We start from the raw sequence: 17,706 nt of genomic DNA, 5'->3' as shown, positions 1-17,706 counted from the left end.
GGGCTTCCATGTCATCGTCCCCCGCTCCGACCGCCGCCGCACGCCACCGCCCGTCCCTTCCCCGTGCCATCCACGCCGCCCTGCTTGGCGTCCCGTTGCTGGCCGCACTGGCGATGGTGACTCCGGCCCACGCCGATGACGCCGACGCCGCATCCACACCGCAATCCGCCACCGCGCTGTCGGGCGTGCAGGTCACGGCGCCGATCGCGCGGGAAAGCGATTCGGTCACCAAGACCGACACGCCGATCATCGAGATCCCGCAGTCGGTGTCGGTGATCACCGCCGAGCAACTGAGCCAGCGCGGCATCCAGGGCATCGAGGAAGCCGTGTGGTACACCGCCGGCGCGCAGGGCGGCGGCTACGGTGCCGACGCGCGCAGCGACTGGATGCTGGTGCGCGGCTTCACCCCCGCCCGCTACCTCGATGGCCTGGCGCTGCCCGAAGGCTCGGGCACCAGCATCACCCGTATCGAGCCGTATGGGCTGGAGCGGCTGGAGGTGATCAAGGGCCCGTCGTCGGTGGTCTACGGCGCGATGCCGCCCGGCGGCATGGTCAACATGGTCAGCAAACGCCCCACCGCGCAACCGCTGCACGAAGTGGGCGTGGAGGTAGGCAGTTTCGACCTGCGCCAGGGCACGTTCGATTTCGCCGGCCCGCTGAACGATGCGGGCACGCTGCTGTATCGCCTCACCGGCCTGGCCCGCAACAGCGACACCATGACCGACTACATCAAGGACGACCGCTACTACCTCGCCCCCGCGCTGACCTGGAAGCCGGACGACAACACCTCGCTGACCGTGCTGTCGCGCTACCAGAAGGCCGAGACCGCCTCCGGCGCCGGCTTCCTGCCCGCGGAAGGCACCTTGCTGCCCAGCCCGCACGGCAAGATCCCGCGCGACCGCTTCACCGGCGAGCCGGGCCAGAACGACTACGACAAGACGCTGGCCTCGATCGGCTACGAATTCCACCACGATTTCGCCAACGGCCTGGCGTTCAACCAGAACCTGCGCTACGGCACCGCCGACGTGGACAACAACGGCGCCAACGTGGGTGCGTTCGGCCTGCTCGGCGACGGCCGCACCCTGCTGCGCTACCTGTTCCCGAACGAGAACCACACCAAGACCTTCGGCGTCGACAACAACCTGCAATACGTGTTCGACAACGGCCGCGTGCAGCACACGCTGCTGGCCGGCGTGGATTACCGCCGCGCCAATGACGACTACGCTTCCGCGTTCGACTTCAGCGTTGGCGGGCTGGACGTGTTCGACCCGGTCTACGGCAGCCCGGTCACCGTGCCTGCGTACACCGTCCACACCGTGCAGGTGCAGTCGCAACTGGGCGTCTATCTGCAGGACCAGATCAAGGTCGGCCGCTGGAGCATCACCGCGGGCGGGCGCCAGGACCATGTCCGCACCGACACCGACAACCAGCTGGCCGGTAGCAGCGCCGGTCAGACCGACCGCGCGTTCTCCGGCCGCGTGGGCGTCAATTACCTGTTCGACAACGGGCTGGCGCCGTACGTGTCGTGGTCGCATTCGTTCCAGCCGACCGTAGGTACAAACTTCGGCGGCAACGCGTTCAAACCGACCACCGGCGACCAATACGAAGCCGGCGTTAAATACCAGCCCGCCGGCGGCAACGGCCTGGTCACCCTGGCGGCCTACCAGATCACCCAGCAGAACTCGCTGACGGTCGACCCGAACCATGCACTGTTCCAGGTGCAGCAGGGCGAAACGCGGTTGCGCGGCGTGGAGCTGGAAGGCCGCTGGAATCTCGGCACGCACCTGGCCATCTACGGCGGCTACACCTGGAGCGATTCGGAAGTCACCCGCACCAACGACCTGCCCTCGCTGGGCAAGCAGATCGCGCTGTTGCCCAAACAGCAGGCTTCGCTGGGGCTTGATTACACCGTGGTCGCCGGGCCGCTGGCGGGCCTCGGTTTCGGCGGCGGCGTGCGCTACATCGGCAGCCATTACGGCGACATCTACAACGAGTGGAAGACGCCTTCGTACACCCTGTTCGACGCCGCCGTGCATTACGACGTGGGCGACTGGCGGCTGCAGTTGAATGCCAGCAACCTGTTCGACAAGGAGTACGTCTCCGCCTGCAACAGCGCCGCGTGGTGCTACTACGGCTACGAGCGCAGCGTGACCGTCAGCGCGCGCTACCGCTGGTAAGGTGGCGCGATGATCAGCCTGCTCGGCTTCGTGCTCGCGGTGTGCGCCGCCATCGCCTGGTACGCCGGCTCGCCGCATTGCATGTGGTCCGCGCTGCGCGGCCACTCGCGCGCGGCGCGCATCGCCGGCAGCGTCTTGATGCTGCTGTCGCTGGCGTGCTGGATCGGTGTGGCCGGCATCGCGGTCGGGCTATGTGCCACGCTGGCCAGCGGCATGCTGGGCTTGATGGCGCAGCCGTGGCTGGCGATGTTCTTCGGCACGCCGGCCGCGGATGTCACCGCAGTGGAGAAAGAGTGATGTGCAACGGGGATAATCCCCACGCCGGCGAGGCATCGCACTGATGTGGGCGCGCGCCAGCGCCGGTGTGCTGCCGGGTTTCTTTCTCGCCGCCGCGCTGGTCGGGCTGGGTTGCTGGCTGCTGCCTGGTGCATGGCAGTCGACTATCGTGGTGGGTCTGCTGGCGTTTTTCCCGGTGTGGATCGGCGTGATCTGCGCGGCGTTCCGTTTCCCCAGTGGCGCTCGCGCGTGGCGCTGGCTGAGTGCGCTGGCGCTGCTCGGGCTGGGCCTGCTGTGGTTGTTGCAGCTGTCCGGCTGGGTCCGCTGAGGTTGTCACCATGAAGTTGCCCACATGAAATTGAAGCCCGCCACCTTGCGCACCTTCACCAGCCTGCATTCGTGGATGGGGCTGGTGGCCGGGTTCGCGCTGTTCGTGGCGTTCTATGCCGGCGCGATCACGGTGTTCCAGCCGGATGTGCAGCGCTGGGCGAACCCGCATGCCACGCCGTCGACCGCCACGCTGGCCGATGCGCAACAGCTGCTCGATGAGGTGCTGGCGCAGCACCCCGAAGCGCGCGATCACGTGGGCATGACCTTTCCCGGCTACGAGCTGGCGCAGCCGATGGCCTACTGGCAGGACGGCGACGGCACCTGGCTGTTTGCCTCGCCGGGCAACACCACCGGCAGCACCGTCGAACCCGGCGTCGCACCGCTGCCCGAACTGATCAACGAGCTGCATTACGCGCTGGGCATTCCGCAGGTGGGCACCTGGTTGATGGGCGTGGTCAGCCTGCTGTACGGCGTGGCGCTGGTGTCCGGTTTCGTGATCCACCTGCCGCGGCTGGCGAAAGATCTGTTCGCGCTGCGCCCCGGGCGCAATCTCAAGCGCTTCTGGCAGGACACGCACAACGTCATCGGCGTGCTGAGCCTGCCGTTCCACGTGATGTTTGCCATCACCGGCGCGGTGCTGTGCCTGCTGCTGGTGGCGATGCTGGCGCTGAATCCGCTGATCTACGAGGGCAAACTGATGGCGGCCTCGGCAGCGGCGATGAATACCGCACCGACCGTCGCCAAGGCTGGCGTCGCGGCACCACTGGCGCCACTGGCCGCGTGGCATGCGCGCTCGATCGCGGTGGCCCGCGAGCATGGCGAGGCTGCGTTCCAGCCGGGTTATCTCAAGCTGGCCCATGCCGGTGACGCGCACGCCGTGGTCGAGATCACCGGCAGTTCACCGCAAGCGCTGGGCGGTGGCTCGGTGGCGCTGGATGCGGTCAGCGGCGCGGTGCTGGCGACGCAGCTGCCGGGTTCACGCGACGCCAATCACGCCACCCTGGCCGCCGCGTATGCGCTGCATTTCGCCGATTACGGCGGCGCCGCCGTGCGCTGGCTGTACTTCCTGCTGGGGCTGGGCGGGGCCTTCCTGTTCTATTCCGGCAACCTGCTGTGGATCGAATCGCGCCGCAAGCGACGGCAGGCGGAACAGGGCCGTGCACAACTGGGCATGGCGCGCGCCACGGTGGGCATCTGCATCGGTGTTTGCGTGGCGATTTCCGCCGCGTTCGTGGCGGCGCAGATCCTGCCCATGCTGGGTTGGGACGTGGCTGCCGGTCAGCGCTGGGTCTGCTTCGCGAGCTGGGCCTTGTGCGCGCTGTGGGCCGCACGACGGGCGCCAGTGAAGGCGGCGCGCGAGCTGCTGTGGCTGGCGGCGATCGTTACCGCACTCGTGCCAGTGGTCCACGGCATCGCCACCGGCTGGTGGCTGTGGCGCAGCGCGGCGGCGGGGCATGGCGCGTTGTTCGCCATCGATGCGGGCGCGCTGGCGATGGCGTTCGCCTTTGCCTCGCTGGCCCGTGCCGTGGCGCGGCGGGCGCGTCGCGATCAACCGAACAGCGTGTGGGCCAGCACGGCGGCCTGAGCCGTCGCTACTGCCGATACGGCGCCAGCAGCGCGGGATCGTCGAACACACCGCACGGCAGCAGATAGCGTGGGTCCCGCCCCGCCGCCAGCAACTCGCGGATGCGGGTGGCCGAGATTTCCAGCGGCGTCACCGCCAGCTCGATGACCCTGCCCGCCGGCTGATCGCGCAACGCATCCGCCGTGGTGACGCGACGACCGGTCACCGCCTCTTCCAGCTCGGGCGGCAGGATCGATGAAACGCCGGGCCGGCTGAGCACGCCGATGTGCGCAACCTCGAACAACTCGCGCCAGCGATCCCAGCTGGCGAGGTTGGCGAACGCATCGGCGCCGATCAGCAGCACCAGCGGTCGCGCGCCCTGCTCGGCGCGCAGGCCGGTCAAGGTGTCGACGGTAAACGAGGGACCTGCGCGATCCAGCTCGCGTGTATCCAGACTCAATCGCGACTGACCCTGCAGCGCGGCACGCAGGATCGCCACGCGCTGCGCGGCGCTGGCGATCGGCGGCTGGCGGTGCGGCGGAATGCTGGCGGGCAGCAGCCGCACCTCGGCATCCAGCAGTTCGGCCGCCTCCCAAGCCACGCTGAGGTGGCCCAGATGCACGGGGTCGAAGGTGCCGCCGAAGAGCGCGAGGGGCTTCACGCCGAGGTTACGCCAGCGCCCGCGCGGCGCGCGGTTCGGCGATGGCGGCGATGAGGCGTTCGGCTTCCTGCCACGGGTTGCCGGCTTCGCGGCCTTTCACCATGCGGTCGATGCGCGAGGCACGGGCCAGGCATTGCAGCCAATGATCGCGCGGGGCGCGGCGCAGGGCCTGGCGGAACAGTTGCTCGCGCGCCTGCCACAAGCGTTCGGCCTTGGCCTGCGCCGCGAAGTTCTGCGCGTTGGCCAGCCGCAACGCCAACTGCAATTGATTCACCAGCCAGCCCATCAGCGCCAGCAACTCGTCGCCTTCCGAACGCAGGCCGGCGAGAATGCGCAGCGCGCGGGCGCCATCGCCCAGGAAGGCTGCGTCGGTGAGCTTGAACACGTCGTAGCGGGCGCTGTCGGCCACCAGCGTTTCCATCTCGGCGGCGTCGATGCGGCCCTCGCCGTGCAGTACGGCCAGCTTGTCGATTTCCTGCGCGGCGGCCAGCAGGTTGCCTTCGACGCGCTCGGCCAGCAGCGCGATGGCGTCGGGCGTGGCGGACAAGCCGCGCGAGGCCAGCCGGGCACCGATCCAGCTGCTCCACTCGCCGGGCCGCGGTGCGTTGAACACCACCATGGTGCCGCTGGTGTCCAGCTTGCGGCTCCAGGCGCCGTCGTGCTTGCTGCTCCACTCCATCGCGGTAACCAGCAAGGTCACGTCCGGCGGCGGATCGGCACAGAACGCGGTGATCGCCTTGGCGCCTTCGGTGCCCGGACGGCCGGTGGGCAAGCGCAGGTCGATCAGGCGGCGGCTGGCGAACAGCGACATGCTGGCGCCGGCACGGGCCAGGTCGTTCCAGTCGAAATGCTGGCCGACGTCGAAGACCTCGCGTTCGCCGTAGCCCAGTTCACGGGCACGCGCACGCAAGGCGTCGGCCGCTTCCAGCACCAGCAATTGCTCGCCGGCCAGCATATACACCGCTTCCAGGCGATCGGCCGCCAGTGCCTTCTGCCATTGGCCGGGACTCAGCGGCATCAGTGCGTGCTGGCAGCCGGTGCCGGCGCGGCCAGCTGGTGTTTGCTGGCGGCCTGCAGCCGGAACAGGATCGCCTGCACCATGTCGTCGTTGAGGCTGCGCTGGATTTCCTGCACCTGCGACGCGTCGCCAATGGTGTTGCCGGCGTCGTAGCTGTATTCGCGCGACATGGTAATCGTCTGCGTCGGCACCAGCGCATTGCCGGCGCCGTCGACCACGTCGAACCTCACCTCGTAGCGGATCGCGTACTCGGTGATGCGCACGTAGCCGCCGGCCGATACCTGGTCGGTGCTGAATGTCGCCACCGGCACCCGCAGCTCGGCGATGCCGGGGCCGCTGTCGTCCTCGATGGTGACGCCCGAATGCTGCAGCGCGCGGGTCAGGCTGCGCTGGAAATCACCGCCACGCATGTCCAGGTGCACGCGCTGCATCGACGCTGGCAGCGCGGCGGTCTGGCGCAGGTGGAAGCCGCAGGCGGTCACCACCGTGGCGACCAGCAACATCAGCAGGGGACGAAACAGACGGCCAAACTGGGTGACGTTCATGGGTTCATCCTGCAACGATGTTGACGATCTTGCCGGGCACCACGATGACCTTGCGCACGGTCATCTCCTGCAGGAAGTTGACCACCTGCGGCTGGGCGCGCGCCAGCGCCTCGGCCTCTTCCTTCGAGGCGCCCGCGGGCAGCTCGATGGTGGCGCGCAGCTTGCCGTTGATCTGCACCGCCAGGGTCACGCTGTCGCGCACCAGCGCGGCACTGTCCACGGACGGCCAGGCCACATTCTCCAGCACGGTTTCGGCATGACCCAGCAGTTGCCACAGCGCATGGCTGACGTGCGGCACCACCGGGTTCAGCAGCAGCACCATCGCCTCCAGCGCCTCGTGGCGCACGGCGCGGCCCTGTTCGCTGCTGTCGTTGAACTTGTTCAGCGCGTTCAGCAGTTCCATCAACGCCGCGATCGCGGTGTTGAACGCGTGGCGGCGACCGAAATCGTCGCTGACTTTCTGGATGGTTTCGTGAAGCTGGCGGCGCAGGGCTTTCTGGCCGGCATCCAGCGCGGCGGGATCGACCACCGCGTGCTCAGGCCCCGCGACGTGCGTGCTCACTTCACGCCACAGCCGCTTCAGGAACCGGGCCATGCCTTCCACGCCGGCTTCGCTCCATTCCAGCGACTGCTCCGGCGGCGCGGCGAACATCGAGAACAGGCGCACGGTGTCGGCGCCGTATTTCTCCACCATGGTTTGCGGGTCGATGCCGTTGTTCTTCGACTTGGACATCTTTTCGATGCCGCCGATCTGCACCGGCTTGCCGTCCGCGATCAGCACCGCGCCGGTGACGCGGCCGCGCTCGTCGCGCTGCACCTCGACCGCGGACGGGTTGATCCAGTCCTTCGAGCCGTCGGCGTTGTCGCGGTAGAACGTCTCGGCGATCACCATGCCCTGGCACAGCAGGTTTTGCGCTGGCTCGTCCGAATGCACCAGGCCCGCGTCGCGCAAAAGCTTGTGATAGAAGCGGAAGTACAGCAGGTGCAGGATGGCGTGCTCGATGCCGCCGATGTACTGGTCTACCGGCAGCCAGTAGTTGGCGCGCGCATCGACCTGGCCCTGGGCGCCGGGGCTGGTGTAGCGGGCGTAGTACCAGCTCGATTCCATGAAGGTGTCGAAGGTGTCGGTTTCGCGCTCGGCCGCGCCGCCGCATTGCGGGCAGGAGCACTTGCGCCACTCGGGGTCGGCCTTGATCGGCGAGCCGGTGCCCATCAGCACCACGTCCTCGGGTAACACCACCGGCAACTGGTCTTCCGGCACCGGCACCGCGCCGCAGGCGGCGCAGTAGATCACCGGGATCGGGCAGCCCCAATAGCGCTGGCGGCTGACGCCCCAGTCGCGAAGGCGCCAGTTGACCCGGCGCTGGCCCTGGCCCGTGGCCTCCAGGCGCTTGGCGAGTGCATCCAGCGCCTGCTGGAAATCCATGCCGTCGTAGTCGCCCGAATTCACCAGCACGCCGTGCTCGGTGAACGCGCACTGGGTCAGGATGCGCTGCTCGAAATCCTCGACCACCTGCACCGCCGACCGGGTCTCGTAGGCGTCGGTGTCGCTGCCGCCCAGCGCCGCGCGCATCGGATCGGCACCGACGCCACGCGACAGGTCGTGGCCGATTTCGCGCACCGCGTCGAGCACGCTGCGGTCGACCACCACCATCTTGATCGGCAGCAGATAGCGCTGGGCGAATTCCCAGTCGCGCTGGTCGTGCGCAGGCACCGCCATCACCGCGCCGGTGCCGTAGCCCATCAGCACGAAGTTGGCCACCCATACCGGCACCGGTTCGCCGGTGACCGGGTGGATCGCGCGCAGGCCGGTGTCCATGCCGCGCTTGTCCTGGGTCTCCAGCTCGGCCTCGGAGACACCGCCGTGTTTCAGCTCGGCGATGAAGCTCGCCAGTTTCTCGTTGTCCTGCGCCGCCTTCAGCGCCAGCGGATGCTCGGCGGCGATCGACAGGAAGGTCACGCCCATCAGCGTGTCGGGACGGGTGGTGAACACGCTCAGCGGCTCGGCCTCACCCTCCACCGCGAAATGGATCTCGAGGCCTTCGCTACGACCGATCCAGTTGCGCTGCATGGTTTTCACCGCGTCGGGCCAGCCCGGCAGGGTGTCCAGGCCGTCCAGCAGGTCCTGCGCGTAATCGGTGATCTTCAGGAACCACTGCGGGATCTCGCGCTTTTCCACCACCGCGCCGGAGCGCCAGCCGCGGCCGTCGATCACCTGCTCGTTAGCCAGCACGGTCTGGTCGACCGGGTCCCAGTTCACCACCGCGTTCTTGCGGTAGGCCAGGCCCTTTTTCAGCAGCCGGGTGAACATCAACTGTTCCCAGCGGTAGTAATCCGGGTGGCAGGTGGCGAATTCGCGGGTCCAGTCGATCGCGTAGCCCAGCGACTTCAGCTGGCTGCGCATGTGGTCGATGTTGGCGTAGGTCCACTTGGCCGGCGCGGTGTGGTTCTTGATGGCGGCGTTTTCGGCGGGCAGGCCGAACGCGTCCCAGCCCATCGGCTGCAGCACGTTTTTGCCCTGCATGCGCTGGTAGCGGCTGATGACGTCGCTGATGGTGTAGTTGCGCACGTGGCCCATGTGCAGCGCGCCGGAGGGGTACGGCAGCATCGACAGGCAATAGAACTTCGGTCGGCTGTCGTCTTCGCTGACTTCGTACGCGTGCTGGGCATTCCAGTACTGCTGCGCCGCCGCCTCCATGGCCTGCGGGCGATATCCCTGCCCGGTGGCGTCCTGGGTGGCGTCCTGGCGGGGGGAGTTCGGGTCTTGAATGTCCTGCATGATTCCGGTGCCGTTGTGCAATGAGCCCAGCCTGGCGAAAGCCGGCTGCAGCGAACGGATCAGACTAGCCCAGCGCAGCCCCTGCGCCAAGCCTGCGGCGCACCGTCACGCCGCCGGGCAGGCCGCTTTCTGCCCGTCCGCCAGCGCACGCGCGGCGGTGGCGATCTGCGCTGCGATCTGCGCGATCGCCCGCTGATGGCCCTGCACCAGCGCGGGATAACCCGGCCCCACGGCCTCGCGAACGCGGGTGGTGCAGGCCAGCGCGGCGGGCGAATCGCCGGCGGCCGCACGCACGCTCCAGGCCGCATCGATCAGCGCGTAGGCGCCGGGCGCGGAATCGAAGCGGCGTACGTCCAGCTTGATCCGCAGCCGCGGCTTTTCGCCGGCCGCCATGCCGCTGAGGTCGGCGCCATGCAGTTGCCGCACCAGGTCCGCCGACAATGCGCCGCGCACCTCGTCGGCCAGCGGCGCGATCCAGCGCTCGCTGCCCAACAGCGCCACACCCTGGCCGCCTTCGCGCACCACCAGCTGCGGTTGATCCACCTGCGCTGGCACGTTCACCGGCATCAGTTCGAACGACAGCGGTGAGGCGGCGGCCACCGGTTCCGATCCACCGGCCGGTGCCACCAAGGTGTAGTAATGCAGCGGCGCGGAGGCGCACCCGGCCAGCAGCAGACCCAGGGTCAGCCCATGCAGGCGTGTTCGGATACGGATCATGGCTGGCTCCCCTGGCCGGGTTGGACGGTGGGTTCGGGCGCGGCACTGGCGGGCGTGCTGGCGGGCTTGTCGTCGGCGCGGCCGCGGATCAGGGCCTCGGGATGACCGCCGAGGTAATCGGTGAGCACGCGCAGTGAACGCGCCATGCGCTGTACCTGCTGCAAGGTCGAGTTGAGGTTCTGCTGCAACGGCGAGTCGCCGGACAGCGCATCGTCGGCCGTGCCCATGGTCTTCTTAACACCCTCGAGCGTGTCGCGGAACGCCGGCAGGGTCTGCGCGTTGACCTGCTTGAGGGTGCTATTGAGGCTGGCCAGGGTCTGGTCCAGATGCTTGCCAATGCTCTCGAACGGGATCTTGTCGAGCTTGGCGACGATGCCGGCCAGTTGCTCCTGCAGCTTGTCGAAGCTGCCCGGCGCGGTGGGGATGGTCAGCGGCGTGGCATTGGCGTCGAAGGCCACCTTCGGCGTATGCGGCACGAAGTCGAGCGCCACGTACAACTGGCCGGTCAGCAGGTTGCCGGTGCGTGCCTGCGCGCGCAGGCCATGGGCGATCAGCGGCGCCATCAACTGCGCCAGGTCGGCCTTTTCACCGCGTGCCTTGGCCAACGCCTCCAGCTTGTCGTAGGCGCTGCCCAGACGCTGGGGATAGACCACCGCGCCCACCACCACCGGGAAACGACCCTTCTTCTCGTCGTAGTCCAGCCGCACCGACACCACCTTGCCGATGTTGATGCCCAGGAACTCCACCGGTGCATCCACCGCCAGCCCGCGCACCGATTGCTCGAAGCGCATGCGCAAGTAGCGCGGCTCGCCATCGGGTGGCGCCATCGCCAGGGCGCGCTCGCTGAACAGCCTGTATTCCGTGTCTTCCGCCGCCGGCGTGCTGTCATGCGGCCCCGGCGGGTCCTGGAAGGCCACGCCACCGGCCAGCACCGTGGCCAGCGACTGGGTGTTGAGTTTCAGGCCGTTGGCGCCGATCGACACGTCCACGCCGCTGGCATTCCAGAAGCGGGAATCGGTGGTGACGAAGCGGTCGTTGGGGCCGTCCACGAAGATGTTCAGCGAGACGCCCTTGCCATCCTTGTCCAGCTGGTACGACGCCACACGGCCCACCTGGATGCGCCGGTAGTAGACCGGCGAGCCGATGTCCAGCGAACCGAGATCGTCGCTGTGCAGGACGAAGCTGCGGCCCGGTGCGCCGTGGTTGACGGCCGGCGGGCTCTCCAGGCCCTTGAAGGTGTACCGCGACTCCTTCGAATCGCCCACGTCCGCGCCGATGAACGCGCCTGACAGCAGCGTGTCGATGCCGGACACGCCGCCCAGGCCGATGCGCGGGCGCACCACCCAGAAGCGGGTATCGCGGGTGGCGAAACCTTCGGCGCTCTTCTCCAGCGCCACCCGCACCAGCACATGGCTGCGGTCTTCGCTGAGCCGGATCTTGCTGACCCGGCCGATCACCACGTTCTTGTATTTCACCGGCGTCTTGCCGGCATCCAGGCCTTCGGCGCTCTGGAAGCTGATGGTGACTTCGGGGCCGGCCTGCAGCCAGCTGTTGACCACCAGCGACAACGCGATCACGGCCGCCAGCACCGGGATCAGCCAGATCAGCGAAACGCTGACGCGCCGACGCTTCACCACCGGCCGCGGCAGGTTCTCGCGCTCGGGCAGGTTCTGATCAGTGCGGTTTTCGTCAGTCATCGGTGTCCTTGCCGTCCCAGATCAATCGTGGATCGAAGCTCATCGAAGCCAGCATGGTCAAGACCACGGTCAGGCCGAAATAAATCACCCCGGGCAACGGTTCCACCCGGCTCAATACGCTGAAGCGCACCAGCGCGGTCAGCAGTGAAACCACGAACACATCCAGCATCGACCAGTAGCCCACCAGCTCCACCAGCCGGTACAGGCCGGCGCGCTGCTGCCGCGCCCAGTTGCTGCCGCGCCGGCTGCTGACCAGCAGCGTGCCCAGGGCCAGGAACTTCAGCATGGGCACCACGATGCTGGCAGTGAACACGATGATCGCCAGGTTCGGCGATCCATTCTTCCACAACTCCACCACGCCGCTGATGATGGTGTTGTCGTCGATGTCGTTGAGGCTGGCGGTGCGCATGATCGGCACCACGTTGGCAGGGATGTACATGATGAAGGCGGCAATCAGCAGCGCCCACGTACGCGAATAGCTGGCCGGCTTGCGCCGATGCAGCGCCACGCCGCAGCGCGGGCATGCCACGACCTCGGCCGCACCGGCAGCGGCATGCGCATCGCGGCACACCAGCCCGCACACATGGCAGCCGATCAGGCCCAGCTCGGCGGCGCGCGGCAACGCGTTCATGCAGCGACCTCGGGTGTACGCCACAACTGCCGCAGATCGATGCCGGCGAACACGGTGATCAGCACGGTCAACACCGCGTAGGCATAGATACCCGGCTCCGGTGTCACGTCGAAATACGTGTGCGCCTTGACGATCGCCACAAGCGCGCCCAGCACGAACACCTCGCTCATCGTCCACGGGTTCAGGTAATGCAACCCCACCATCATCGGCACGAAGCCCGGCGCGCGACGGCCTTGCCGGGCAAACCACAGCAGCCAGCCCAACTGCAGCATCTTCAGCAACGGCAGGAAAAACAGCGTGGCCGCCACCAGCACCGAGACGATGCCCGCGTCCTCGCGCCACATCGCGATGATCACGCCCCACAACGTGGAGCTGCTGTGCTGGCCGCTGAGCCCCAGCATCACGATCGGCCACATGTTGGCCTGCACGAACACGATCAGCGCGGTGACGATCAGCGCCAGCATCGCGTTCGTGCTCAACCGGTAATGGCGCTGCAACACCTTGCCGCAACGCGCGCAACGCGCCACCTCGCCGCGCGAAAGCGCCAGCCGCTGGTGCACCGTGTCGCAATGTTCGCAGACGATCAACGCTTCGGACGTCGTGCCCATGCACTCCAACCCTTGCCGGCCGCGGATGCGGCGACCGCGCAATTCTCGCAAATCCGCCGTGAACGCGCTCAGATGCGGTCGCGCGGTTGATATGCTGGGCGGCGCCCTGATCTGAATCGGCATCCGCCAAGCTGGAGTTACCCGTGACTGACGCCCCCACATTGCCTGTTGTTTTCGACGTCGATACGCAGACCTTCGAAGCCGATGTATTGCAGGCCTCGCTGACCACACCCGTGCTGGTGGATTTCTGGGCGCCCTGGTGCGAGCCGTGCAAGACGCTGGGGCCGATGCTGGAAAAGCTCGCCGCCGAGTACAACGGCGCATTCCGGCTGGGCAAGGTCGACGTGGACCAGCAACAGGAACTGGCCGGCATGTTCGGCATCAAGAGCATCCCCACCGTGGTGATGGTGAAGGACGGCCAGGTGCTGGACGGCTTCGCCGGCGCGTTGCCGGAAGGCCAGTTGCGTGAGTTCCTGTCGCGCCACGTGCAGCCGCTGGAAGCCACCGATGACGGGCTGGACGACGCCACCCCGGAAACCCCCGAGCAGGCGCTGGGGCGCATCCAGCAGGCGATCGCCGCCGAGCCGGACAAGGCCGAGCTGAAACTCGACCTGGCCCTGGCCCTGCTGCGCGTCGGCCAGACCGCCGCCGCCGAAGCGGAACTGGCCGCCCTGCCCGTCAACCTGGCCACCGACACCCGCGCGGTGCGCCTGCGCAGCGAGCTGGATCTGGCCCATGCGCTGAAAGACGCGCCCGAACTGACTGCGCTGCAGCAACGCGTGGAAGCCGACGGCAACGACTGGGAAGCACGCGACCAGTTGGGCGTGCGCCTGTTGCTCGAAGGCGACGTCGAAGCCGGCCTCGACCAGTTCCTGGTCATCCTGCAGAAGGCACGGGACTGGAATGACGGCCAGGCCAAGAAGCGTCTGCTCGCCGCGTTTACCACGCTGGATGATGCGGACGTGGTGGGCCGCTACCGGCGCAAGATGGCGTCGCTGTTGTTTTGATGGTTTGAGGAGCAGCACGAGCGTCGCTCCTCACCGATCACCCTGAGCGTAGCCGCGCAGCGGTGAAGTCGAAGGGCATGGCCGAGGAAGACTTCGACTTCGCCGCTGCGCGGCTACGCTCAGTCCGAACGGTTGGAGGGAATGCTTCCCGCCCCATTCTCGCGTCCATCTCTCCCAATCACCGAGCCCTCATGCGCGCCTCCACCTTCCGTCGCCTGTTCAACCTCTGGCCGCCGTTCCTGTGCAACAGCATGCGGCTGCAAATGCTCAGCGACGACTGGCGCGAGGCGCGCGTGGTATTGCGCCTGCGCCCGTGGAATCGCAACTACGTGAAAAGCCAGTTCGGCGGCAACCTGTTCGCCATGACCGACCCGTTCTGGATGCTGCTGGTGATGCACCAGTTGGGCAGCGACTACTACGTATGGGACAAGGCCGCCGCGATCGACTTCGTGGCACCCGGGCGCGAGGACGTCTACGCGCATTTCAAGCTGGAACCGGCCGTGGTGGATGAATTGCGCGCCGCGGCGGCGAACGGCGAAAAGGTGCTGCGTTGGTTCGAAACCGAGGTGGTCACCAGTAGCGGCAAGGTGATCGCCCGCGTGCGCAAGCAGATCTACGTGCGACTGAAGCCCAAGGCGCGCTGAGTCGCGCGTACGGTGGGAGCGGCTTCATCCCCCGCTCGAACGCCGCACCATCAGCTTCACCGGCAGCACCGCGCTTTCCACCGGCTCGCCGCGGATCTGGCTCAGCAGGCTGTCCACCAGCACTTCGCCGGCACGCTTGGTGTCCTGCAACACGGTGGTCAGCGGCGGGCTGACGAAGCTGGCGGTGGCGATGTCGTCGAAGCCGGCCAGCGCGACATCCTGGGGCACTTGCAGGCCGTGGTCGCCCAGTGCATGCAGGGCGCCGATGGCGATCAGGTCGCTGGCGGCAAACACCGCGTCATACGGCGTGGCGCGACTGATCAGTGTGCGCATCGCCTCGTAGCCCGATTGCTCGGTGCTTTCGGCGTTGACCTGCAGCGAGGCCTCGACCGGCAAACCCGCCCGTTGCAAGGCATCGACGTAACCGCGGTAGCGCTCGAAGAATTCCGGGTAGTGGCTGGTCGCGTCACCCAGGAAGGCGATGCGGCGACGGCCGCGTTCCAGCAGGTGCTCGGCCACCGCCTGGCCGCCGCGAAAATTGTCGCAGCCGATGGAAACGCCGGGCTGGTTGGGCAGCACCGCGCCCCAACGCACGAAATGCGTGCCTTGCGCCACCAGCTTTTCCAGCTTGTCGCGATAGGCCAGGTAATCGCCGTAACCCAGCAGGATGATGCCGTCGGCTTTCTTGCTGTCGGCGAAATCGGCATGCCAGTCGCGCGAGAACTGCTGGAACGAAATCAGCAGGTCGTAGCCCTGCCGCGCGCAGGCGCGGGTGATCGAGCCCAGCATCGACAGGAAGAACGGATTGATATGCGACTCATCCGCCGTGGGGTCTTCGAAAAACAGCAACGCCAGCGTGCCCGAGTACATGCGGCGCAAGCTGGAGGCGTTCTTGTCCACCGTGTAGTTGAGCTGGTCGGCCGCAGCCTGGATGCGCCGACGGGTTTCCGCGCTGACCAGGGTGCTGCCACTGAGCGCCCGCGACACCGTGGCCTGGGAAACCCCGGCCAAGTGGGCGATGTCGAGCGATGTGGCTTTTCTTTTCATCCGCGGTCGATCCGGGAAAACTGGCCAGAAGGCGGCGCCCCATCCGGATGCCGGCGGGCTGTCTTCGAATCCTAGCTGTTTTGCCCGAGGCGCGGGGCGAGGCCCGCCCGCCTATTCCTGCGCGTTGATCACCGCCAGGAAATCACGGCCATAGCGCTTGAGCTTGGCTTCGCCCACGCCACTGATGGTGGCCAGTTCGTCTTCGGTGGTGGGCAATGCGCGCAGCATCGCCAGCAAGGTGGCGTCGTGGAAAACCACGTACGGCGGCACGCCCTGCTGTTTGGCCAGTTGCGTGCGCACGGCGCGCAAGGCATCCCACATGTCCTGCTCGTAAGCCTCGATGCCCAGACTGCCGCCGCCCGTGACCAACTTGCTGTCGCGGCGACGACGGGCGGCGCGCTCTGGCCGCGCATCCTCGCGCAGCTTCACCGGTTGGCCGCCGCTGAGCACACCACGGCTGGCGGCGGTGAGGCGCAAGGTGCCATAGCCTTCGGCATCGGCCTCCAGCAAACCGGCGGCGAGCAACTGGCGGAACACCGAGCGCCACTGCTTCTCGTCCATGTCCGCGCCGACGCCGAAGGTGCTGAGCTGGTGATGGCCCAGGCTGCGCACGCGCTCGGTTTCCTCGCCACGCAGAATGTCGATGACATGGCCCGAACCAAAACGTTGGCCGCTGCGGTACACCGCCGACAGCGCCTTCTGCGCGGGCACGGTGGCATCCCAGGTTTTAGGTGGCGCGATGCAGTTGTCGCAATGACCGCAGGGGCCCGGATAACTTTCACCGAACGCGCCCAGCAGCAACTGCCGACGGCAATCGGTGGCTTCGGCATACGCCAGCAGCGATTCCAGCTTCTGCCGCTCCACGCGCTTGCGCTCATCGGCCGATTCGGACTGCGCGATCATCTGGCTCATGGTGACCACGTCGGACAGCCCGTAGATCATCCACGCTTCGGCCGGCAAACCATCACGACCGGCGCGGCCGGTTTCCTGGTAATAGCCCTCGATGCTGCGCGGCAGATCCAGATGCGCCACGAAGCGCACATCGGGCTTGTCGATGCCCATGCCGAACGCCACCGTGGCGACCATCACCACGCCGTCCTCGCGCAGGAAGCGCTTCTGGTTTTTCGCACGCGTCGCCGCATCCAGCCCGGCGTGGTACGGCAGCGCCTCCACGCCCGATTCGGCCAGCCACGCGGTGGTGTCGTCCACCTTGCGCCGGCTGAGGCAATACACGATGCCCGATTCGCCCTGATGTCCCAGCAGGAATTCGCCCAGCTGGCGCTTGGCGTTGTGGCGCAGGCCCACCCGGTAGCCGATGTTGGGCCGATCGAAACTGGATACGAACTGGCGCGCGTTCTGCAGCGACAACCGCTCCACGATCTCCTCGCGCGTGCGCGGGTCGGCGGTGGCGGTGAGCGCGATGCGTGGCACCTGCGGAAAACGCTGCTGCAGGATCGCCAGCTCACGGTATTCGGGCCGGAAATCGTGGCCCCACTGCGAGACGCAATGCGCCTCGTCGATGGCGAACAACGCCACTTCGGTGCGCTCAAGCTGAGCCAGGAACCGGCCGGTGAGCAGCCGCTCCGGCGCCACGTAAAGCAGATTCAGCTCGCCCGCTTCCAGCTGCCGCTCCACCTCGCGCTGCTCGGCGGCCGCCAGGCTGGAATTGAGAAACGCCGCGGCCACGCCCGCTTCGCGCAACGCGTCGACCTGGTCCTGCATCAGCGCAATCAACGGCGACACCACGATGCCCGTGCCCTGGCGCAGCAGCGCCGGCACCTGGTAGCAAAGCGATTTGCCGCCACCCGTGGGCATCAGCACCAGCGCATCGCCGCCTTCGCTGAGATGCTCCACCACGGCCTGTTGCTGGCCGCGGAAACTGGAATAACCGAAAACACTTTGCAACAGGTCGAGAGCGGGGGAAGTCATCCTGCAATGCTAGCAAACCGCGGGGTGGCGTCTGTCGGCGGATGGCGCACGCATCGTTCAGCCATGGCGTGCCGAC

Annotated in this window: 16 protein-coding genes; 6 read left to right on the top strand and 10 right to left on the bottom strand. The window is 67.4% G+C overall.

Features of this window, described 5'->3' with window-relative positions; translation table 11 throughout:
• Positions 1–8 precede the first annotated feature (8 nt).
• The 4 genes from ACFPK0_RS04435 to ACFPK0_RS04420 are packed head-to-tail and all read left to right on the top strand — an operon-like array spanning position 9 to position 4,368.
• Positions 9–2,177 carry a TonB-dependent siderophore receptor gene (locus tag ACFPK0_RS04435; protein ID WP_377338659.1) on the top strand — a complete coding sequence of 723 codons (2,169 nt, stop codon included), beginning with the start codon at positions 9–11 and terminating at the stop codon, positions 2,175–2,177.
• A gap of 9 nt (positions 2,178–2,186) precedes the next feature.
• Positions 2,187–2,474, top strand: a complete 288-nt coding sequence (locus ACFPK0_RS04430; protein WP_056081479.1) for a hypothetical protein — start codon at positions 2,187–2,189, stop codon at positions 2,472–2,474.
• Between the two features lie 43 nt (positions 2,475–2,517).
• Positions 2,518–2,781 carry a hypothetical protein gene (locus tag ACFPK0_RS04425; RefSeq protein WP_056081482.1) on the top strand — a complete coding sequence of 88 codons (264 nt, stop codon included), beginning with the start codon at positions 2,518–2,520 and terminating at the stop codon, positions 2,779–2,781.
• A 24-nt stretch (positions 2,782–2,805) separates the two neighbouring features.
• Positions 2,806–4,368 carry a PepSY-associated TM helix domain-containing protein gene (locus ACFPK0_RS04420; protein ID WP_377338656.1) on the top strand — a complete coding sequence of 521 codons (1,563 nt, stop codon included), beginning with the start codon at positions 2,806–2,808 and terminating at the stop codon, positions 4,366–4,368.
• Between the two features lie 7 nt (positions 4,369–4,375).
• On the opposite strand, the gene nadD is transcribed toward ACFPK0_RS04420, so the two are convergent.
• The 8 genes from nadD to ACFPK0_RS04380 all read right to left on the bottom strand — a co-directional run bounded on the left by nadD (position 4,376) and on the right by ACFPK0_RS04380 (position 13,003).
• Complete coding sequence (nadD, locus tag ACFPK0_RS04415) at positions 4,376–5,008, bottom strand: nicotinate-nucleotide adenylyltransferase (protein ID WP_377338654.1); 633 nt, start codon at positions 5,006–5,008, stop codon at positions 4,376–4,378.
• A 7-nt stretch (positions 5,009–5,015) separates the two neighbouring features.
• A complete protein-coding gene (holA, locus tag ACFPK0_RS04410) occupies positions 5,016–6,026 on the bottom strand; it encodes a DNA polymerase III subunit delta (RefSeq protein ID WP_377338652.1) in 1,011 nt (336 codons plus the stop codon).
• The gene (locus tag ACFPK0_RS04405) at positions 6,026–6,571 is read right to left on the bottom strand and encodes an LPS-assembly lipoprotein LptE (RefSeq protein ID WP_056081505.1); all 546 of its coding nucleotides are present in this window, start codon (positions 6,569–6,571) and stop codon (positions 6,026–6,028) included. The genes holA and ACFPK0_RS04405 overlap by 1 nt, the downstream gene beginning before the upstream one ends.
• A gap of 4 nt (positions 6,572–6,575) precedes the next feature.
• Positions 6,576–9,269 carry a leucine--tRNA ligase gene (gene leuS / locus ACFPK0_RS04400; protein WP_377340244.1) on the bottom strand — a complete coding sequence of 898 codons (2,694 nt, stop codon included), beginning with the start codon at positions 9,267–9,269 and terminating at the stop codon, positions 6,576–6,578.
• A gap of 186 nt (positions 9,270–9,455) precedes the next feature.
• The gene (locus tag ACFPK0_RS04395) at positions 9,456–10,067 is read right to left on the bottom strand and encodes a PqiC family protein (protein ID WP_377338649.1); all 612 of its coding nucleotides are present in this window, start codon (positions 10,065–10,067) and stop codon (positions 9,456–9,458) included.
• Entirely contained in the window at positions 10,064–11,764 is a 1,701-nt protein-coding gene (locus ACFPK0_RS04390) for a PqiB family protein (protein WP_377338647.1), read from the bottom strand. The genes ACFPK0_RS04395 and ACFPK0_RS04390 overlap by 4 nt, the downstream gene beginning before the upstream one ends.
• Positions 11,757–12,395 carry a paraquat-inducible protein A gene (locus ACFPK0_RS04385; protein ID WP_056081515.1) on the bottom strand — a complete coding sequence of 213 codons (639 nt, stop codon included), beginning with the start codon at positions 12,393–12,395 and terminating at the stop codon, positions 11,757–11,759. The genes ACFPK0_RS04390 and ACFPK0_RS04385 overlap by 8 nt, the downstream gene beginning before the upstream one ends.
• Positions 12,392–13,003 carry a paraquat-inducible protein A gene (locus ACFPK0_RS04380; protein ID WP_056081519.1) on the bottom strand — a complete coding sequence of 204 codons (612 nt, stop codon included), beginning with the start codon at positions 13,001–13,003 and terminating at the stop codon, positions 12,392–12,394. The genes ACFPK0_RS04385 and ACFPK0_RS04380 overlap by 4 nt, the downstream gene beginning before the upstream one ends.
• Positions 13,004–13,146: 143 nt before the next feature.
• Between ACFPK0_RS04380 and trxA the strand changes: the two genes are divergently transcribed.
• Together trxA and ACFPK0_RS04370 are read left to right on the top strand one after the other, a co-directional pair.
• Positions 13,147–14,010 (top strand): thioredoxin, encoded by an 864-nt coding sequence (gene trxA / locus ACFPK0_RS04375; protein ID WP_377338644.1) that lies wholly within the window; start codon positions 13,147–13,149, stop codon positions 14,008–14,010.
• Positions 14,011–14,201: 191 nt separating this feature from the next.
• The gene (locus ACFPK0_RS04370) at positions 14,202–14,654 is read left to right on the top strand and encodes a DUF4442 domain-containing protein (RefSeq protein WP_377338642.1); all 453 of its coding nucleotides are present in this window, start codon (positions 14,202–14,204) and stop codon (positions 14,652–14,654) included.
• 24 nt (positions 14,655–14,678) lie between these two features.
• On the opposite strand, the gene ACFPK0_RS04365 is transcribed toward ACFPK0_RS04370, so the two are convergent.
• The gene (locus ACFPK0_RS04365; RefSeq protein ID WP_056081527.1) at positions 14,679–15,701 is read right to left on the bottom strand and encodes a LacI family DNA-binding transcriptional regulator; all 1,023 of its coding nucleotides are present in this window, start codon (positions 15,699–15,701) and stop codon (positions 14,679–14,681) included.
• A 111-nt stretch (positions 15,702–15,812) separates the two neighbouring features.
• Entirely contained in the window at positions 15,813–17,630 is a 1,818-nt protein-coding gene (recQ, locus tag ACFPK0_RS04360) for a DNA helicase RecQ (protein WP_377338639.1), read from the bottom strand.
• Positions 17,631–17,706 lie beyond the last annotated feature (76 nt).

The sequence above is a fragment of the Rhodanobacter ginsenosidimutans genome (assembly GCF_042655685.1).
GTDB lineage: Bacteria > Pseudomonadota > Gammaproteobacteria > Xanthomonadales > Rhodanobacteraceae > Rhodanobacter > Rhodanobacter ginsenosidimutans.
This window is presented reverse-complemented; position numbering and strand designations above follow the sequence as displayed.